We start from the raw sequence: 15307 nt of genomic DNA, 5'->3' as shown, positions 1-15307 counted from the left end.
AGCCATGATCAGGCGTCGTGATCCGTCGCGAGGATCTCGGCGAGGTCGTCGAGGACGCCCTCGGCATCCGCGCTCTCGGTGGTGAGGACGATCTTGTCGCCGTGGTCGATGCCGAGCGAGATGACACCCAGGATGCTGCCGGCGTCGACGGTCTTGCCGCCCTCCTTGGTGAGCTTGACGGCGGCGCCGGATTTGGTGACGGCCTCGACGAACAGCTTCGCCGGGCGGGCGTGCAGCCCATGGCTCGATCCGACAGTGATGATCCGCTCAGCCATTCTGTACTCCTTCGGTGTGGCTCGAAATTGCAGAGGATGCTCCCATAGTGCCGTCGCTGTCGCGCGCAGGGCCAGCGCCGAGAGCCAGGTCGAGCGCGTCGTCACCGGCGAGGGAGGCGGGCGAGACGGCCGGGAGGACGGCCACAGCGGCGCCGACGGCGGCGGCCCGCTCGCGGAGCGCGGGAAGGCTCGCGGAGAGGTGCCCGCCGACGAGCACGACGTCGACATCGTCGAACGTCTCGAGCTGGTCGGCGCTCCCGGCCTCGACGCTCGCAGCGATCCCCCGGCCCGCGGCGGCCTTGCGCACCTTCAGTGCGACGAAGGTGCTGGACGCACCGGCGCCGCACACCACGAGGATCTTCATCGATCTGCCTTTCGGGGACTGCTGATCAAGCGAGGAGCGGATGGAACGGGTGGAACATGTCGAGCGAGTCGAGCGGTGGAGCTGCGGGCTGGATCGTTGCCATGCTCGCCCCCGGGAATGCCCGCCATCCAGCAGCGTTTCTTCCGCGGGGGCGGAAACTTCCCCGAATCCCGTCAGCGCACCGCCGACGAGGTGGTTTACTCAGGTGCAATCGTGCGCGAAGCGCACGCGGAAAGGTCGTGTTACCCGTGGCACTCCCGGCGAAGCAGGCGAGGATGCTGGACATCCTGGCGCGCCGTGACGCCTGGGTGACCGCGGCCGAGCTGGCCCACGACCTCGGTGTGACCACGCGGAGCATCCGGAACTATGTGACCGAGATCAAGGAGACCGCCGCCCCGCTCGAGCCGGTCGAGTCCGGTCCGCAGGGCTATCGGCTCGACCACGACGCCTACCGGCTCTTCCTCGACGAGTCCTCCGCGCCCGGCGGCGGGGACGGCACCGCGGGCTCGCCGCAGGAACGGCTCGTCTTCCTCGTTCGCCGGGTCCTCGAAGAGCCCGACGGCATCGACGTGTACGAGACCGCGGAGAGCGTCTTCGTCAGCGACTCCACCATCGAATCCGACCTGACCCGGATGCGCGGCCTCCTCGCCGACACAGAGCTCACCCTTACGCGGCACGGCGGCCGCGTGCAGCTCACCGGTCCCGAGATCGCGCGCCGCAAGCTGCTGAGCCGCCTGTTCCGCGACGAGATGCGGCAGGGCGTCGTCGACCTGGCGCGCATCCAGGAGGCCTTCGCGTCGCCGGGCCTGCCCGCGTTCAAGTCCGACCTCGTCGAGATGCTCGACGCCCGCGGCTTCTTCGTCAACGAATACGGCATCAACGACGTGCTGCTGCACATGGCGGTGGCCCTCGACCGCGTGAAGAAGCAGCGCGCTCTCCCCGCGGCGTCCGACGCGGACGTGAGCGAGACCATTCGGCTCCTGGCCGACGACCTCGGCGCCCTGATCACCCGGCACTTCGCCGTGACCCTCGACCCGACCGAACTGCACTACCTGGCGATCCTGCTGCGCACCCGGGTGATCGCGCCCGGCGCCGGCGAGGCCACCGTCGCCGAGTTCGTGAGCGGCGACGACCTCGAGGTGGTCCGCGGCATCGTCGCCCGGGCATCCGCAGAGTACCTGGTCGACCTGCGCGACGAGGACTTCATCGTCCGGCTCACCCTGCACGTGCAGAACCTGGTGGCTCGCGCCCACGAGAAGTCGTATTCGCGCAACCCGCTGACCCGCTCGATCAAGAGCTCGTACCCGATGATCTACGAGCTGGCCGTGTACATCGCCAGCCGGCTGCAGACCGCGGAGGACATCGTGGTCAACGACGACGAGATCGCCTACATCGCGATGCATGTCGGCGCCTACCTCGAGCAGCAGTCACGGCGTCGGGATGCGGTGACCTGCGCGGTCGTCTGCCCGAACTACTACGACATGCACATCCTGCTGCGGGAACGGCTCGAGAGCGCCCTCGGCGACGAGCTCGATGTCACCAGCGTGATCACCTCGACGGACGCGGACTGGGACGCCATCGACGCCGACCTGGTGCTCACCACGATCGAGCCGGGCGGCCACCGGGAGAACGCCATCGTCGTGCAGCCGTTCCTCACCGAGGCCGACATCGAGCACACGCGCCAGGCCATCGCGCGCATCCGCCGGCAGCGCCGACGCGTCCGCATCAAGAACGACCTGCTCGAATACTTCGACGAGTCGCTGTTCCTGCGCAACTTCTACGCACACGACCCGATAGCGATGATCCAGGCGCTGGGCGGCCGGATGATCGCAGCGGACGCCATCGACCAGGAGTACGTCGACCGCACGATCGAACGCGAGCAGATGTCGTCGACGGCGTTCACGGACTCGCTCGCCGTTCCGCACGCCATGACGATGAGCGCCAAGCGGACGGCGATCGCGATCGTGGTGAACGACACGGCGATGGACTGGGGGGATGCGCGGGTCAACGTCATCGCGTTCATCGCCTTCGACGCCGCGGGGCGCGGGAGCTTTCAGACGGTGTTCGACCAGTTCGTGGAGGTCTTCTCCGACCGGGATGCCGTGCTGCAGCTCATCCGGCGCTCTGAGACGTTCGCGGCGTTCATCGACGAGCTGGTGCGCATCATCGACTCGTGAGGGCGGGGTCGTGAGGGGTGGGGCGCGGCCGACGGAAACAGCTGACCCGACACAAAACGTCTTTCGCTTGTCCGGGCGGCCAGGAACCTCGTGGAAGCTCTCGACTCGGAGCTCCGGTTCTAAGACACGAGACAAGAAGACGAACTGGCGCGCACGATCGACGCGTGACCTACTCGAAGACGGGCGAGAGGAAGCGGCGCTCGTAACGGCGGATGCACTGGGTCTCGTTGGCGAACCGCACGGCTTCGACGCACTCCGGGTCGACGGCGGCCGCCGCACGGTACTTCTCGTACTCGGCGAACGACGGGAAGGTGAACAGGGCGAACGCCTCGTCGCTGTCGCCCTCGCTCGGCATGAAGTAGCCGTGATGGGTTCCGCCGAGCTTGTCGACCAGACGGATCCAGCGCTGACCGTAGTCGGTGAACTCGGCCAGTTTGGCGGGGTCGATCTCGTAGCGCAGATGAACGGTGATCACAGCTGAGCCTCACTTTCCGCCGGAGCGAGTCGGGTGGTTGGGGGATCCCTCCGCGAGTCTAGGGGGCGCGGTCGTCGGGCCCGGCACGCCGTGGTCACGCCCGGGCGAGGGTGCCGATCTTCTCGGTGCCCTTGTAGACGACGAGCGTGTCGCCGTCGACCTTCACCGATCTCATCATCGTCAGCCAGGTGTCCATGCCCGGGCAGCCCACCTGCGTGGCGACGAGAACGCCGATCTCGATCGTTCCGCCGGAGTCGGTCCAGGTGGCGCTGAAACGGTTGCAGCCGTCGCTGCCCGAGACGGTGCCGTCGCTGTTGAAGACGGCGCTCGGCTTGCCGGCACCGTCTTCCCCCCAGCTGCCGACGGGCGACGAGGCCGATCCGGTCGGCGCCGCGGACGAGCCGGCGGAGGGCGACACGGTCGGGGTCGGGGACGGGGATGGGGTCGCGGACGCGTTCGCGGACGCGGACGGACTCGACGGTTCGGGCTGCGCCGACGAGCAGCCGGCGAGCGCGGCAGCGGCCGCGAGCGCGATCGCTGTCACGAGCGCGACGAGGGCTGCACGCGTCTTCATGATTTCAACCTAGCGAGGCCGGACACCGCAGGGAACGGGAGTCCCGCCCCGATTGCGGTGGGCGGTGCACGGCGTACCGTGTCGGCCATGACCGACGCAGCACCGACCAATGACGACCTCGAGACCATCGCCTCCCTGATCAAAGCCTCGAAGGTGGCACTCCTCACCACGCAGACCGTGGACGGCGACCTCCACTCCCGCCCGCTGGCGACCCAGGAGGCCGAGTTCGACGGCGACCTCTGGTTCCTCATCCACGATCCGAGTCCGAAGGTCGCGGACATCCGGGCGCATCCCAGCGTGAACGTCGCCTACGACACCGGCAAGGGCTACCTGTCGATCGCAGGCACCGCCGAACTGGTGCACGACCGCGAGAAGGTGGACGAGCTGTGGACGCCCGCGATGGAGGCGTGGTTCCCCGCCGGCAAGGACGACCCCGAGGTCGCCCTCCTGCTGGTGCACGCGAGTTCCGCGGAGTTCTGGGCCTCCCACGAGCCAGGCATCGTGACCGCCTTCAAGATCGCGCGGGCCGCCGTGACCCATCGGCCTCCGGATGTGGGCGAGAACCGCTCCGTGGAGCTCTAGCCCCGCCTTCGCCCTATCCCACCGGTACTGTGTGCTGCACTTCGGCCTCGACGCCGATCCGGACACTGCGCTTGGCTGTGGCCGCAGCGATCAGCATCACGACCACCGCGCCGACCGTGATCGCGGCGCCCGCCCAGAGCGGCGACGTGTAGCCGAGGCCGGCGGTGATGGTGAGCCCGCCGATCCAGGCGCCGAGCGCATTGCCCAGGTTGAAGGCGGCGATGTTGGCGCCGGACGCGAGCGTCGGCGCGTGATCGGCGTACTTCATCACGCGCGTCTGGAGGCCGGGCACCGTCGCGAAACCGAACCCGCCCATCAGCAGCAGGGCCACGATCGTCGCAATCGGATTCGGCGCCACCAGGGCGAAGCCGGCGAGCACGACGGCGAGGCCGATGAGGATGATCACCAGGCTCTTGTCGAGGGAGCGGTCGGCGAACCGCGCGCCCAGCGCGTTGCCCACGAAGAGCCCGACGCCGAACAGGATGAGCAGCCACGGCACCGCCGACGTTGCGAACCCGGAGACCTGGGTGAGTGTGTATGCGATGTACGTGAACGCTCCGAACATCCCACCGAAACCGAGGACGGTGACGACGATCGACAGCCACACCTGGCCGGACCGGAATGCGGTGAGCTCATGCCTGAGGCCCCCGCCGCGGTTCTTTGCGGCGGAACGTGGAACGAGGAGCGCGACACCGGCGAGGGCGATCACACCGATGACCGTGATGGCCCAGAACGTGGAACGCCAGCCGAACGCCTGACCGAGCAGGGTTCCGAAGGGCACGCCGAGCACGTTGGCGGCGGTCAGTCCGGTGAACATGATTGCGATGGCGCCGGCCCGCTTCTCCGAGGCGACCAGGCCGGCGGCGACCACCGATCCGATGCCGAAGAACGCTCCGTGGCAGAGGGCGGCGAGGATGCGGCCGGTGAGCATGACCTCGTAGGTCGGGGCGACGGCGGAGAGAGCGTTGCCGGCGATGAAGAGCACCATGAGGCCGATGAGCGCCGCCTTGCGGGGGACGCGCGTGAGGGCGGCGGTGAGACCGAGCGCCCCGACGACGACCGCGAGCGCGTAACCCGAGATGAGCCAGCCCGCGGCGGCCTCGTCCACCTGGAACTCGGCGGCGACTTCGGGCAGGAGTCCGGCGATGACGAACTCGGTGAGGCCGATGCCGAAACCTCCGAGGGCGAGGGCGATGAGGCCGATGGGCATGAGAACTCCCTGACAGGTTGGGTCGAGTCGATGATGCGCGTACCCTGTTAGTTGCAGACGCGTCATAAATAGTTGCACATGCAACTACTTCCTGCAACCCCGGATGCCGGGCCGGCGGCCGAATGGCTGCTCGCCCACCGAACAGAACAGAGAGGCCCGACATGGGAATCGCCGACGATGCCGTCGAGGTGCGCGCCCAGGGCTGGCGAACACTCGCTGCGCTCCACAACTTCATCGAGAACGAGCTCGAACGCTCCCTCACCGCCGAGGTCAAGCTCTCGGTGGTCGAGTACACGGTGCTCGACGCCCTCAGCCGCCAGGACGGCTGGCACATGCGCATGCAGCAGCTCGCCCGTGCCAGCGCCCTGAGCCCGAGCGCGACGACCCGCCTCGTCAACCGGCTGGAGGAGCGCGGACTGCTCACGCGCATCCTGTGCGACGACGACCGCCGCGGAATCTACACCGAGCTGACCGCCGCAGGCCATCGGCTGCTCGACCAGGCGCGCCCCATCCACGACGAGGCCCTCGAGAACGCCCTGACCTCAGCCAACGGCGTTCCCGAGCTCGCCGGCCTCATCGCGGCGCTCCCCCAGCTCGCCCTCGCGCACTAGCTGTAGTGCTCAGGGGCGTTGCCGCGCTCAGCGCTCACGCCCCTGGCCGCCCACTCACCTCCATCCCGCACCTACAAGCCACTGAGTTGTCGCAAATTGTCGTAATGGGCGCGATTTCGGCCCTCATAACGACACTTTGACCCAACTCAGCGAGCGGGGCCGCCTCGAGCCTGTGGATAACGGGGGTCAGCGGAGCGCTGCGCCGGGCGAGCGCGTCAGCGAAGCGCTCACTCCCACTTCCAGATCTCGCGCACCTCGATGCGACCGAACCGCGCCATCGGGTGCTTCGCCGCGATCCCGACGGCCTCATCGATGCTGTCGCACTCGAGGATGTCGTAGCCCGCGACCCACTCCTTCGCCTCCGCGAACGGTCCGTCCGTGACGTCGAGACGGCCTTGGCGCAGTCGCACCGTCTTGGCCTCCTCGATCGGCCGCAGCCGGTCGCCGTCCGCGCGCCGGCCGCTCTTCTCGAGCTCAGCCACCCAGTCCTCGATGTTGTCGTCTTCGGCGCGGTACGGCTCGGCTCCGGTGTCCGTGCGGATCAGAAGCAGATAGTTCATGTCGTCCTCCTTGGTTGTGACGGTACGCGACGGTATGTGACGGTACGTGAGGACGTCGCGCAGGCACCACGACAATTCGACTAAACCGCCGAAGATTTTCTGAAACCCGTCCGAATCGGGCCGCCCGCGCCCCCGGTGTTCACCGGCACCACTCTGGCGCCGGCCCAGTTCGGGGGCGTATAACGGTGCCATGAGCGACGCGATCACGACCTGGATCGATCTGTACCGCCGAGCATGGGAGAGCAACGACCCCGACGACATCCGCGCACTCTTCACGGAGGACGGCTCGTACCGCACCGAGCCGTTCGCCGAACCGTGGGACGGCCACCTCGAGATCGTCGAAGGCTGGCTGGACGCCCAGGACGAGCCCGGTGCCGCCACCTTCGAGTGGCGTCTGGTGGGTCAGGATGGTCCCCTGTACTTCGTCGAAGGCGTGACCGACTATCACGCCGGCCCGATCTACAGCAATCTGTGGCTCGTTCGACTGGCCCCGGATGGCCGCGCCGAAGAGTTCACCGAGTGGTGGATGGAACAGGACGCCACAGAGGAATAGGAGCCACACACGACTACAGCGAGCCCAGCAAGAGACCGAGCCCGGCTGCGGCGAGCGCCAGCACCATCATCCCGAACCCGTTGACCAGCGCGGCGCGGTACCGTCGCTGCTGCGCGAGCCGCACGGTCTCGTAGCTCGCCGTGCTGAACGTCGTGTAGCCGCCGAGGAAGCCGGTGCCGAGGACCGCCCTCCACTCCGTCGGGAGCCCGTGCGTGAGCGCCAGCCCGGTGACCAGCCCGAGCAGCAGCGAGCCGCTCACGTTGATGACCGTCGTTCCGAGGGGGAAGTTCACGGCGAAACGGCTGCGCAGCACCCCGTCGAGCACCAGCCGCGCCACCGCGCCGACCCCGCCCGCGACCCCGACCGCGAGCACCAGCAGCGGCGTCACCGGACCGCCATCCGGCCGATTCGTGCGGCGAGCGCGATTCCCGCGACCGATGCGAGGGCTCCGACGACGATCGTCGCGATCGCGTACAGGATGCTCCCGCCGAGGTTCTGGGCCAGGATCAGCCCGTCGGCGTCGACCGCGAACGCGCTGTACGTCGTGAACCCGCCGAGGATGCCGGTGCCGGCGAACAGGCGGACGTTGCGGCGCATCCCCGTGTCCGAGCCCCGCAGCGCGAGCGTCTCCAGGAGCATCCCGAGCACGAAAGCCCCGACGACATTGATGCAGAACGTGCCGACCGGCAGGCCGGCGACCGTCGGGATGGCCGCCGCGACCAGGTAGCGGGCCGCCGTGCCCAGCATGCCGCCGACGAAGACCAGTGCGATGTACCGCCAGTGCAGGTGCACCGGCACCACCCTTTTCGATGACACGCAGAGTCCACCCTTCAACCGAGAAGCGTAGGAACTATCAGCATCCGATGCGGTTCGGGCGACCGGGCGCCCCGGCGAGATCCATCGCCGTTCGCCTACTATACCGGCGGCTCCTCCCACGGCAGCCGCCCGTCGCCCTCGACCGGTGCGGTCGGGATCACGATCACCGGACGGTGCTGCCGGTGCGCCAGATGCACGGCCACCGAGCCGTTGAAGAACTCCCGGATGCTCCCGCGGATCCCCGCCTCACGCGTTCCGACCACGATGTAGCGCGCATCCACCTCTTCGGCCAGTCGCGCCAGCGCCCAGGCCGGATCGCCGGCGAGCTGTTCGAGCGAGAAGGGCACACCGAGCGGTGCGAGGACCCTGCGCACCTGCTCCTCCAGCTCCGGGTCGAACCGTTCCTCTTCCACCTCGGGCAGATCGGGGTCGTACGGGAGCGCCACGACGGTCCCGTCGACGTAGCTGGACACCAGGTAGCGATTGGGGTCGACGTTCGCGCACACCAGCGGGACGTCGAGGTCGTCGGCCAGCCTGGCCGCCTGCTCCAGCACCGTCACCGGCTGTCCCGCGACGACGGCGACGAGGATGCCTCCGCGCAGGGTGTGGTCGGTGCCGCTCATGTGTCCAGTGTGGTGGGCGGGAGCATCCGCCGTCCAGAGGCGCGGCGAGGGATGCCGTACACCACTCACGCGGGATGCCGCGGACCCTTGGCTCCGGCAGCAGGGTGGGGTACGGTCGCCAGAGACCGGCCGTGCCAGAAGGGAGCCCGATGAGTTTCGAGAAGCCGCCTCTTCCGCGCGAGCGGCGACGTACGACGCGGGGCCTCCGGCCGCTGCCGGAGCTGACCAGGGACCTGGTCGCCCAGCTGCGGCGACTGGTCGCGAGCGAAGTGCTGCTGTTCAAGACGGAGATGACGGCCAAGGCCAAAGCGGCCGGGGTCGGGGTCGGCCTGCTCGTCGGCGCGCTGATCTTCGTGTTCTTCGCGCTCTGCGCGCTCGTGGCCACTGCGATCCTCGCGTTCGCCCTCATCCTGCCCGCCTGGCTGGCTGCTCTGGTGGTGGCGGGCATCCTGCTGCTGCTCGCGGGCATCGCGGCATTGATCGGCCGCGCCAGCCTCAAGCGCGGGCTGCCCCCGGTGCCCGACGACCTCAAGCAGGAACTGGGCGACGACCTGCGCGCCCTGAAGGGAGAGCGACCGTGACCGACGGCCGACCCGAGCGCCCGCCGCTGCCGAAGGATGCCGGCATCCACACCATCCAGCTCGACCTCGAGCAGACCAGGGACGAGGTCGCCTCCACGCTCGACGACCTCTTCGCCACGTTCAACCCGGGCGTGCAGATCCGTTCCCACCCCGTGTTCTTCGCCGGGCTGTTCCTGGCCATGGTGGGTGCCGCCGCCGGCGCTGTGCTCATGCTGACGCGGGGACGGTCGCGTGGCGGTCGCTGACAGCGGGAGCTCCGGCTCGCCACGGGCGAAGGCGGTCGGGCGCATCGAGGGGATGCACCGGGTCTCGTGGTTCAAGCTGCCGTGGGGCTTCATCCTGAAGCGCACGATGCGCAGCTTCACCACGAATGCGACCACCGATCTGGCCGCCGGTCTCACCTACTTCGGTGTGCTCTCGCTGTTTCCGGCGATGATCGCGCTGGTGAGCATCCTGGGCCTGATCGGCCAGAGCACGGCCGGGATCGACGCCCTGTTCGGGGTCGTCGAGCAGCTGGCGCCGGGCACCCTGGATGCGGTGCGCGCGCCGATCGAGAACCTCGCCTCCTCCCCTGCCAGCGGCTGGGCCCTCGCCATCGGCATCGTCGGCGCCGTGTGGTCGGCGTCGGGCTACGTCGGGGGCTTCGGTCGCGCTCTCAATCGGATCTACGGGGCCCCCGAGGGACGCGGCGTGGTGTCGCTGCGGGGAACCCAGCTCGGCGTGACGATCGCAGCACTGCTGCTGGTCGCCCTGATCGCGTTGATGCTCGTCGTGTCCGGGCCGGTGGCGACGGCGATCGGCGACGCGCTCGGGATCGGCGAGACGGTTCAAGTGGTGTGGTCGGTGCTCAAATGGCCGGTGCTCGTGATCGCACTCGTGCTGCTGGTGGCTCTGCTCTACTACGCGACGCCGAACGTGCGGCAGACGAGGTTCCGCTGGCTGACCACGGGTTCGTTCGCCGCGATCGTCGTGCTCGGTGTCGCGTCGGCGCTGTTCGCCTTCTATGTGGCCAACTTCGGCAGCTACGACAAGACGTACGGCACCCTGGCCGGGATCATCGTCTTCCTGCTGTGGATCTGGATCGCCAACGTCGCGCTGCTCCTCGGCGCAGAACTCGACTCGGAGGTCGAACGGGCCCGCGAACTGGTGAGCGGCATCGAGGCGGACACCGAGCTGCGGCTTCCCCTGGCGTCGTCGAAGGCGCTCGCGAAGGCTCGGGATGCCGCGGACGCGGACATTCTCGCCGCCCGCGAGGTCCGGCGGCGGTATCGTCCGGAGGTGTGAGGTCTCGGGGTGGAGCGGGAGTTCCGGGTCCGCTGGTTAGGCTCGGACCATGAGCTCCGACCCCGTCACGCCCGGCACCACGTCACCTGACTCGCGCGGCCGCACCGGCCTGCACCTGGTCGGGCGCGACCTCGACCGCAACCCGGATGTGCGCGTCCGCGATGTCGAGGTGACCTCCGACGGGTGGCACGTGCTGCGGCGCACGACCTTCGAATTCCGCGGGCGCGACGGCGAGTGGACCACGCAGTCCCGCGAGACGTACGACCGCGGCAACGGCGCGACGATCCTGCTCTACGACCCGGATGCCCGCACACTTCTTCTGACGCGTCAGTTCCGTCTTCCGGCGTATGTCAACGGCCACCCGGACGGACTGCTCGTCGAGGCGGCGGCCGGGCTGCTCGACGACGACTCCCCCGAGGACGCCATCCGCCGCGAGGCCGCCGAGGAGCTCGGGGTGACCGTCGGCGCGCTGCGGCACCTGTTCGACCTGTTCATGAGTCCCGGCTCGGTCACGGAGCGCGTGCACTTCTTCGCCGCCCCCTACGCCGCGGCCGATGTGAGCGGGGGCGGCGGCGTCGAGGCGGAGGGCGAAGAGATCGAGCCGGTGGTGGTCGGCTACGACGAGGCGCTCCGGATGCTCGACGACGGTCGCATCGTCGACGGCAAGACAGCCGTCCTGCTGCAGTGGGCGGCCCTGAACCTCTTCTGACCCGCTCCCGGCCGGCTCCCGCCGGGCGCAGCCGCTACTTGAGGGCGTAGCCCGTCGCGTTGCCGAAGTCGATGTGCAGGTGGTTGCAGGTGTCGTCGAAGGGCACGAAGTTGGTCAGGCCGATCGAGGAGCGGCAGCCGACCTGCCCGAGTCCGGAGCCGGCGGGGACCAGCGGGTCGAGGATGTCGATGAGCTCCACCGACTTGGCGTCGCCGCCGCTGAGGGCCTGGCCGTCGAGCAGGTAGAAGTCGACGGCGTGGCCTCCGCCGTTCGCGTAGTGCGACGAGTCGGTTCCGGCGCCCTCGATCTGGCCCGTGCATCGGCGGTTGATGTCGCTCACGCCGACCTGCCGGAAGTGGTCGAGCGCGATCGAGATGGCCTGCAGCACGCGGTAGTCGATGCCACACTCGGGCACCGCCTTGCCTTCGGCGAGGTTGGCGATCTCGGGGATGTGGTCGGGCGTCGAGCCGACGAGCCGGCCGGTGGCGACGGCGCCCATCAGCTGGGTGGCCAGGGCCTGGACGGTGGGCGAGACGAATGTGTTCTCAGTGGAGTCGAGCGCCGCACTGGCCTCGGCGACCGAGTAGCCGTCGCGTGCGACCGTCTGGATGGCGGCGGTGCCACCGCCGGTGAGCGTCTGCACCGCGAGCGCGACGCGGGTGTCTCCGGCGACCGAAGCGGTGTCGGAGGTGGCGTAGGCGGGGAGGGCCGCGGTTCCGAAGAACGCGGACAACGCCAGGAAGACGACGGCATGGAAGCCGAGACGGCGCTTGTTCCCGCCGCGGAGCCGGGCGAACGCCCCACGCATGCCGTGCGTGGATGCCGCTCGCTCACTGGGCACCGGTCGCTGGGCGGCGACCACGCGCCGCGCCGACGGTTCACGCCGCGCCGACGGCTCACGCCGTGCTGACGCCTCGCGCCGCGCCGACGGCGCTCCCTGCACAGACGCCTCGCGCCGCGACACACGCCCGCTCCGCGACGACCGCGTCGGCTGAGCCGCCGTGCGCTCGTGCTCGAGCCTGTCGCGCCTGCTCTGCCACCTCTGCCCGCCATCGTCGAGCACCGCGGCGTCGTCTGGAGTCACGGGGGACTCCTGGACACCGACGACGATCGGGGCTCTGTACGTGCGGCGAGACCGCAGCGGAGCACTGGAGTGGGGCAAGTCGGGGGCTTTCTGGGCGGGGGAAGAGCGCCGGGCTTGGCGCAACGCGTACTTACCATCATGGCCTTAAACCGCCTGGGAGGGAACTTGACACGACGAAGTGCCGAGTCCGGAGGGGCCCTTCCTGCATGTTCGGGTCATGCAGAAAGTGCCCCTCTGTCCGGGGGCGAGCCGGGAGGGATCGTGTGACGATCCCGCCACCTTCTCGACTGGAGCGAGCGTACATCCCGGTGAGCGGTAGGTTTTCGGGGGGTACGGTCAGTACGACATCGCCCGTCCGGCTTCTCGGTCGGCGGATTCGCCGGCCCCGCTCACGGCACGGAGACGGCCAGTTCGACCCCTCCGGGCCGCTCCCTCAGAATCACCTCAGAATGTCTGGAGAGGTCTCGAAGTCCGATGCCGGGCCGCGCACGGAGGAGCCGCCCGCCCGAGTTGACGATCACCGTCACGCCGTCCCGGATGCTCGGACGGATCGCCAGACCCACCGGCGACCCGTCCCCGTGACGCACCGCGTTCGCGAGCCCTTCGGACACCGCATCCACCACCACCTGGCAGCGCACCGCGTCGTCCAGGCGCCCCCAGACGTGATCGTCGATGGTCGCCTCCAGCGGCATCGCCGAGCTCCAGCTGTCGACGAGCCTCGCGAGCTGCTCCCGCGGGGCCGGGTCGTCGCGATGCTCCCGTTCGAGCTCGGTGCGGACGCGTTCGACCGCCTCGCGAACCGTGCGCTCGGCATCCGCGTCGTCGCCGGCACTGAGGGCGAGCGCCGTGGCGATCAGATCGGCCTGCACCCCCGAGTGCAGGAGGCTGGCGAGCCCGGTGCGCTCGTGGTCGTAGGCCGCGCGCACCCGCGCCGCTGTGGCGACGCTCGTCTGCAGCGACTCCTCGAGCTCGCGTGCGTCCTCGCCGAGCCGCGTCGAGAGGGAGCCGACCAGGGCCACCGCGCAGGCGATGACCGGGTACAGCGCCGCCTGGAACCAGAGGCGCTCCGTGGTGAGCCCGAGTCCGGCGAGGAGCACCGTGCTCTCGAGCGCGACCACGACCCCCGTGACGGCATACCCGACGATGATCACGATCGTCGCGGCGGCTCCGGATGCCCGGCGGGCGAGAGCGCTCACCGCGCGGTTGCCCGCGTAGAGCAGTGCGCCGCCGACCACCGAGTGCACCGCCGTGACCGCGGGACCGTACGTTCCGAGCGCATACGGGATGACGAGCGCGACGAAGAGCGCAGCCGTGAGGCCGGCCGGCGCCGGCTGCAGACCCGTGAGGGCGGCGGCGAGCCAGTCGCGCATCCGGGGTCGTGGCAGTTCGGCGGCGTCGGTTGCCGCGGTGGGGTCGTCGGCGGAGTCGAACAGGTCGTGGCTCACCGGGCGCACGATGTCGTTCGCGATCGAACGTAGGAGTTTCGATGCCTCGCTCGCCGGCAGTCCGGGGCGGATGGCCGGCCGCACGGTCTCGTCGATCCGCGCGAGCACCTCGTCGACGGCCCTCTCGCGCAGCGTCTCGATGCGGCGGCGGCCGTTCTCGCCGTCGGCCTGCGCGGCCCGCTGTACCGCCCGGAGCCGGCGGAGAACACCGAAGTGCTCGCGCACGAGGTCGACGCTGATCGCGATCAGCGAGAAGCCGGCGACGCACACCACGACGTTGATGGCGATCCTCGAACCGAGGTCGCCCACCTGCACCGAGTAGCCGAGGATCGCGGCGGATGCGAGGAACAGGAAGGGGCGCACCAGGCCGATGGCGGCGAACACGGTCACCACCGCAGGGGCCCGGAACGCGCCGCGGAACGGCTTGATCAGAAAATACGCGATGAGCATCAGGATGCCCACGCCGACGTGCCCGAGGGCCGCGACCATCCAGATGGCGCCCGCGGGTTCCGTGATCTCGACGTACTGCATCCCCGACATCACCGTGAGCGCGAACGGTGCGGTGACCAGCCAGGTCCACTCGGTGATGGCGCTCGGCCCGGTCGCTCGGGACAGCAGCCGGAGCGTGCTCGGCGAAATCATCCGAGCCCCGTGGCCGGGTCGCCGTAGGTCGCGATGTAGGCGGCCGCCGTCGCAACGCGCGGCGTCATGCTGTCGTCCCCCGACAGGCCGAGCGCGGCGAAGATGCGTTCGACGCTCTTCTCGACGGCGCGCACCGACACGTCACGGCGGCGGGCGATCTCGGCGTTGGAGAGGCCGGCAGCCAGCAGCCGAACCGTTTCGAGCTGGGTGCTGGTGAGCACGTGCAGCGCCGCCTGAGCGGTGCGCGGCGCGAGCTCGCGGGCGAGGGGGCGGTCGTCGAGGGCTGCGTCGGCGGCGTCCACGAGTTCGTCGATCGACTCGATCGCGCCTTTGTTGACGAACGACGCGCCTGCTACGACATCGCGGGCCCGGGCCGAGGCGGCTTCACGCGACAGGTTGGTGAGGAAGACCACGGCCACGTGCGGCGCCCGTGAACGGATCACGCCGGCGAGTTCGACGCCGTTGGGCCGCTCGCCGAGGTCGATGTCGGTGATGAGCAGATCGGGGTCGAACGACTCGAACGCGTCGAGGGCGTCGGATGCCCGCCCGAACGCCTCGACGGCGAAGCCACGGCCGCGCAGAGCGTCGGCGATGAGGGAGCGCATGAGCGCGTGGTCCTCCACCACCAGCGCCCGTCTCGTCCATTCGCCAGCCGTCATGCTCGTCAGGATAACCGCGCGGTGGGGGCGTTCCAGCCGCTCCGGTACCCCAATTCGGGGTCGGGGAGGATCACCCGCCCCGG

20 protein-coding genes and 1 riboswitch are annotated in these 15307 nt (G+C 69.5%); of the genes, 8 read left to right on the top strand and 12 right to left on the bottom strand.

Translation table 11 applies throughout. The annotated features are described in order from the left end of the window. Positions 1-8: 8 nt before the first annotated feature. Positions 9-275, bottom strand: a complete 267-nt coding sequence (locus ACFVV5_RS16055; RefSeq protein ID WP_387246089.1) for an HPr family phosphocarrier protein — start codon at positions 273-275, stop codon at positions 9-11. Then, positions 268-639 (bottom strand): PTS sugar transporter subunit IIB, encoded by a 372-nt coding sequence (locus tag ACFVV5_RS16050; RefSeq protein ID WP_387246087.1) that lies wholly within the window; start codon positions 637-639, stop codon positions 268-270. The genes ACFVV5_RS16055 and ACFVV5_RS16050 overlap by 8 nt, the downstream gene beginning before the upstream one ends. Positions 640-887: 248 nt before the next feature. Here ACFVV5_RS16050 and ACFVV5_RS16045 point away from each other — a divergent pair, with 248 nt between their 5' ends. Then, on the top strand, positions 888-2816 hold the full coding sequence (locus ACFVV5_RS16045) for a BglG family transcription antiterminator (RefSeq protein WP_387246085.1): 1929 nt from the start codon (positions 888-890) through the stop codon (positions 2814-2816). A gap of 169 nt (positions 2817-2985) precedes the next feature. Here the strand turns inward: ACFVV5_RS16045 and ACFVV5_RS16040 are convergent, their stop codons facing one another. Together ACFVV5_RS16040 and ACFVV5_RS16035 are read right to left on the bottom strand one after the other, a co-directional pair. Then, complete coding sequence (locus ACFVV5_RS16040; RefSeq protein ID WP_387246083.1) at positions 2986-3291, bottom strand: NIPSNAP family protein; 306 nt, start codon at positions 3289-3291, stop codon at positions 2986-2988. Between the two features lie 94 nt (positions 3292-3385). Then, positions 3386-3865 carry an META domain-containing protein gene (locus ACFVV5_RS16035; protein ID WP_387246081.1) on the bottom strand — a complete coding sequence of 160 codons (480 nt, stop codon included), beginning with the start codon at positions 3863-3865 and terminating at the stop codon, positions 3386-3388. Positions 3866-3952: 87 nt separating this feature from the next. Between ACFVV5_RS16035 and ACFVV5_RS16030 the strand changes: the two genes are divergently transcribed. Continuing rightward, positions 3953-4447, top strand: coding sequence for a pyridoxamine 5'-phosphate oxidase family protein (locus tag ACFVV5_RS16030; protein ID WP_387246079.1), 495 nt, complete (start codon positions 3953-3955; stop codon positions 4445-4447). Between the two features lie 13 nt (positions 4448-4460). Here the strand turns inward: ACFVV5_RS16030 and ACFVV5_RS16025 are convergent, their stop codons facing one another. Further along, positions 4461-5657, bottom strand: coding sequence for an MFS transporter (locus ACFVV5_RS16025; protein WP_387246076.1), 1197 nt, complete (start codon positions 5655-5657; stop codon positions 4461-4463). A 161-nt stretch (positions 5658-5818) separates the two neighbouring features. Here ACFVV5_RS16025 and ACFVV5_RS16020 point away from each other — a divergent pair, with 161 nt between their 5' ends. Beyond that, a complete protein-coding gene (locus tag ACFVV5_RS16020) occupies positions 5819-6268 on the top strand; it encodes a MarR family winged helix-turn-helix transcriptional regulator (protein WP_387246074.1) in 450 nt (149 codons plus the stop codon). 227 nt (positions 6269-6495) lie between these two features. Here the strand turns inward: ACFVV5_RS16020 and ACFVV5_RS16015 are convergent, their stop codons facing one another. After that, complete coding sequence (locus ACFVV5_RS16015) at positions 6496-6828, bottom strand: YciI family protein (protein ID WP_387246072.1); 333 nt, start codon at positions 6826-6828, stop codon at positions 6496-6498. A 190-nt stretch (positions 6829-7018) separates the two neighbouring features. On the opposite strand from ACFVV5_RS16015, the gene ACFVV5_RS16010 reads away from it, so the two are divergent. Further along, a complete protein-coding gene (locus ACFVV5_RS16010; protein ID WP_387246070.1) occupies positions 7019-7381 on the top strand; it encodes a nuclear transport factor 2 family protein in 363 nt (120 codons plus the stop codon). Positions 7382-7394: 13 nt separating this feature from the next. Here ACFVV5_RS16010 and crcB read toward each other — a convergent pair whose 3' ends face one another. The 3 genes from crcB to ACFVV5_RS15995 all read right to left on the bottom strand — a co-directional run bounded on the left by crcB (position 7395) and on the right by ACFVV5_RS15995 (position 8820). After that, positions 7395-7769: a fluoride efflux transporter CrcB gene (gene crcB / locus ACFVV5_RS16005; protein WP_387246068.1), complete on the bottom strand. Its 375-nt coding sequence runs from the start codon at positions 7767-7769 to the stop codon at positions 7395-7397. Beyond that, on the bottom strand, positions 7766-8197 hold the full coding sequence (locus tag ACFVV5_RS16000; RefSeq protein WP_387246067.1) for a fluoride efflux transporter FluC: 432 nt from the start codon (positions 8195-8197) through the stop codon (positions 7766-7768). Before ACFVV5_RS16000 ends, crcB begins: the two co-directional genes overlap by 4 nt. Before the next feature lie 21 nt (positions 8198-8218). Next, positions 8219-8295: riboswitch (Fluoride riboswitch) on the bottom strand. Continuing rightward, entirely contained in the window at positions 8296-8820 is a 525-nt protein-coding gene (locus ACFVV5_RS15995; protein ID WP_387246065.1) for a universal stress protein, read from the bottom strand. 149 nt (positions 8821-8969) lie between these two features. On the opposite strand from ACFVV5_RS15995, the gene ACFVV5_RS15990 reads away from it, so the two are divergent. Genes ACFVV5_RS15990 through ACFVV5_RS15975 form a run of 4 tightly spaced genes read left to right on the top strand, consistent with a single transcriptional unit; the run spans position 8970 to position 11394 of the window. After that, on the top strand, positions 8970-9401 hold the full coding sequence (locus ACFVV5_RS15990) for a phage holin family protein (RefSeq protein WP_387246063.1): 432 nt from the start codon (positions 8970-8972) through the stop codon (positions 9399-9401). Next, positions 9398-9646 (top strand): DUF3618 domain-containing protein, encoded by a 249-nt coding sequence (locus tag ACFVV5_RS15985; protein ID WP_387246061.1) that lies wholly within the window; start codon positions 9398-9400, stop codon positions 9644-9646. The genes ACFVV5_RS15990 and ACFVV5_RS15985 overlap by 4 nt, the downstream gene beginning before the upstream one ends. Continuing rightward, positions 9633-10685: a YihY/virulence factor BrkB family protein gene (locus ACFVV5_RS15980; RefSeq protein ID WP_387246059.1), complete on the top strand. Its 1053-nt coding sequence runs from the start codon at positions 9633-9635 to the stop codon at positions 10683-10685. The genes ACFVV5_RS15985 and ACFVV5_RS15980 overlap by 14 nt, the downstream gene beginning before the upstream one ends. 49 nt (positions 10686-10734) lie before the next feature. Beyond that, positions 10735-11394: an NUDIX domain-containing protein gene (locus ACFVV5_RS15975; RefSeq protein WP_387246057.1), complete on the top strand. Its 660-nt coding sequence runs from the start codon at positions 10735-10737 to the stop codon at positions 11392-11394. Between the two features lie 34 nt (positions 11395-11428). Here the strand turns inward: ACFVV5_RS15975 and ACFVV5_RS15970 are convergent, their stop codons facing one another. The 3 genes from ACFVV5_RS15970 to ACFVV5_RS15960 form a co-directional block, all read right to left on the bottom strand. After that, a complete protein-coding gene (locus tag ACFVV5_RS15970; RefSeq protein ID WP_387246055.1) occupies positions 11429-12478 on the bottom strand; it encodes a hypothetical protein in 1050 nt (349 codons plus the stop codon). Positions 12479-12867: 389 nt separating this feature from the next. Beyond that, entirely contained in the window at positions 12868-14565 is a 1698-nt protein-coding gene (locus tag ACFVV5_RS15965; RefSeq protein WP_387246053.1) for a hypothetical protein, read from the bottom strand. Next, positions 14562-15224 (bottom strand): response regulator, encoded by a 663-nt coding sequence (locus tag ACFVV5_RS15960; protein WP_387246051.1) that lies wholly within the window; start codon positions 15222-15224, stop codon positions 14562-14564. Before ACFVV5_RS15960 ends, ACFVV5_RS15965 begins: the two co-directional genes overlap by 4 nt. Positions 15225-15307 lie beyond the last annotated feature (83 nt).

The organism is Leifsonia sp. NPDC058248 (assembly GCF_042881905.1).
In the GTDB taxonomy this organism is placed as follows: domain Bacteria; phylum Actinomycetota; class Actinomycetes; order Actinomycetales; family Microbacteriaceae; genus Leifsonia.
The sequence above is the reverse complement of the archived record's forward strand: the minus strand, read 5'-3'. Positions and strand labels throughout refer to the sequence as shown.

Excerpts from the sequence above, each read along its gene's own strand:
- ACFVV5_RS16055 (WP_387246089.1), bottom strand. The coding sequence starts at position 275 with ATGGCTGAGCGGATCATCACTGTCGGATCGAGCCATGGGCTGCACGCC.
- ACFVV5_RS16050 (WP_387246087.1), bottom strand. The coding sequence starts at position 639 with ATGAAGATCCTCGTGGTGTGCGGCGCCGGTGCGTCCAGCACCTTCGTC.
- ACFVV5_RS16035 (WP_387246081.1), bottom strand. The coding sequence starts at position 3,865 with ATGAAGACGCGTGCAGCCCTCGTCGCGCTCGTGACAGCGATCGCGCTC.
- ACFVV5_RS16030 (WP_387246079.1), top strand. The coding sequence starts at position 3,953 with ATGACCGACGCAGCACCGACCAATGACGACCTCGAGACCATCGCCTCC.
- ACFVV5_RS16025 (WP_387246076.1), bottom strand. The coding sequence starts at position 5,657 with ATGCCCATCGGCCTCATCGCCCTCGCCCTCGGAGGTTTCGGCATCGGC.
- ACFVV5_RS16020 (WP_387246074.1), top strand. The coding sequence starts at position 5,819 with ATGGGAATCGCCGACGATGCCGTCGAGGTGCGCGCCCAGGGCTGGCGA.
- ACFVV5_RS16015 (WP_387246072.1), bottom strand. The coding sequence starts at position 6,828 with ATGAACTATCTGCTTCTGATCCGCACGGACACCGGAGCCGAGCCGTAC.
- ACFVV5_RS16010 (WP_387246070.1), top strand. The coding sequence starts at position 7,019 with ATGAGCGACGCGATCACGACCTGGATCGATCTGTACCGCCGAGCATGG.
- ACFVV5_RS15995 (WP_387246065.1), bottom strand. The coding sequence starts at position 8,820 with ATGAGCGGCACCGACCACACCCTGCGCGGAGGCATCCTCGTCGCCGTC.
- ACFVV5_RS15990 (WP_387246063.1), top strand. The coding sequence starts at position 8,970 with ATGAGTTTCGAGAAGCCGCCTCTTCCGCGCGAGCGGCGACGTACGACG.
- ACFVV5_RS15975 (WP_387246057.1), top strand. The coding sequence starts at position 10,735 with ATGAGCTCCGACCCCGTCACGCCCGGCACCACGTCACCTGACTCGCGC.
- ACFVV5_RS15965 (WP_387246053.1), bottom strand. The coding sequence starts at position 14,565 with ATGATTTCGCCGAGCACGCTCCGGCTGCTGTCCCGAGCGACCGGGCCG.
- ACFVV5_RS15960 (WP_387246051.1), bottom strand. The coding sequence starts at position 15,224 with ATGACGGCTGGCGAATGGACGAGACGGGCGCTGGTGGTGGAGGACCAC.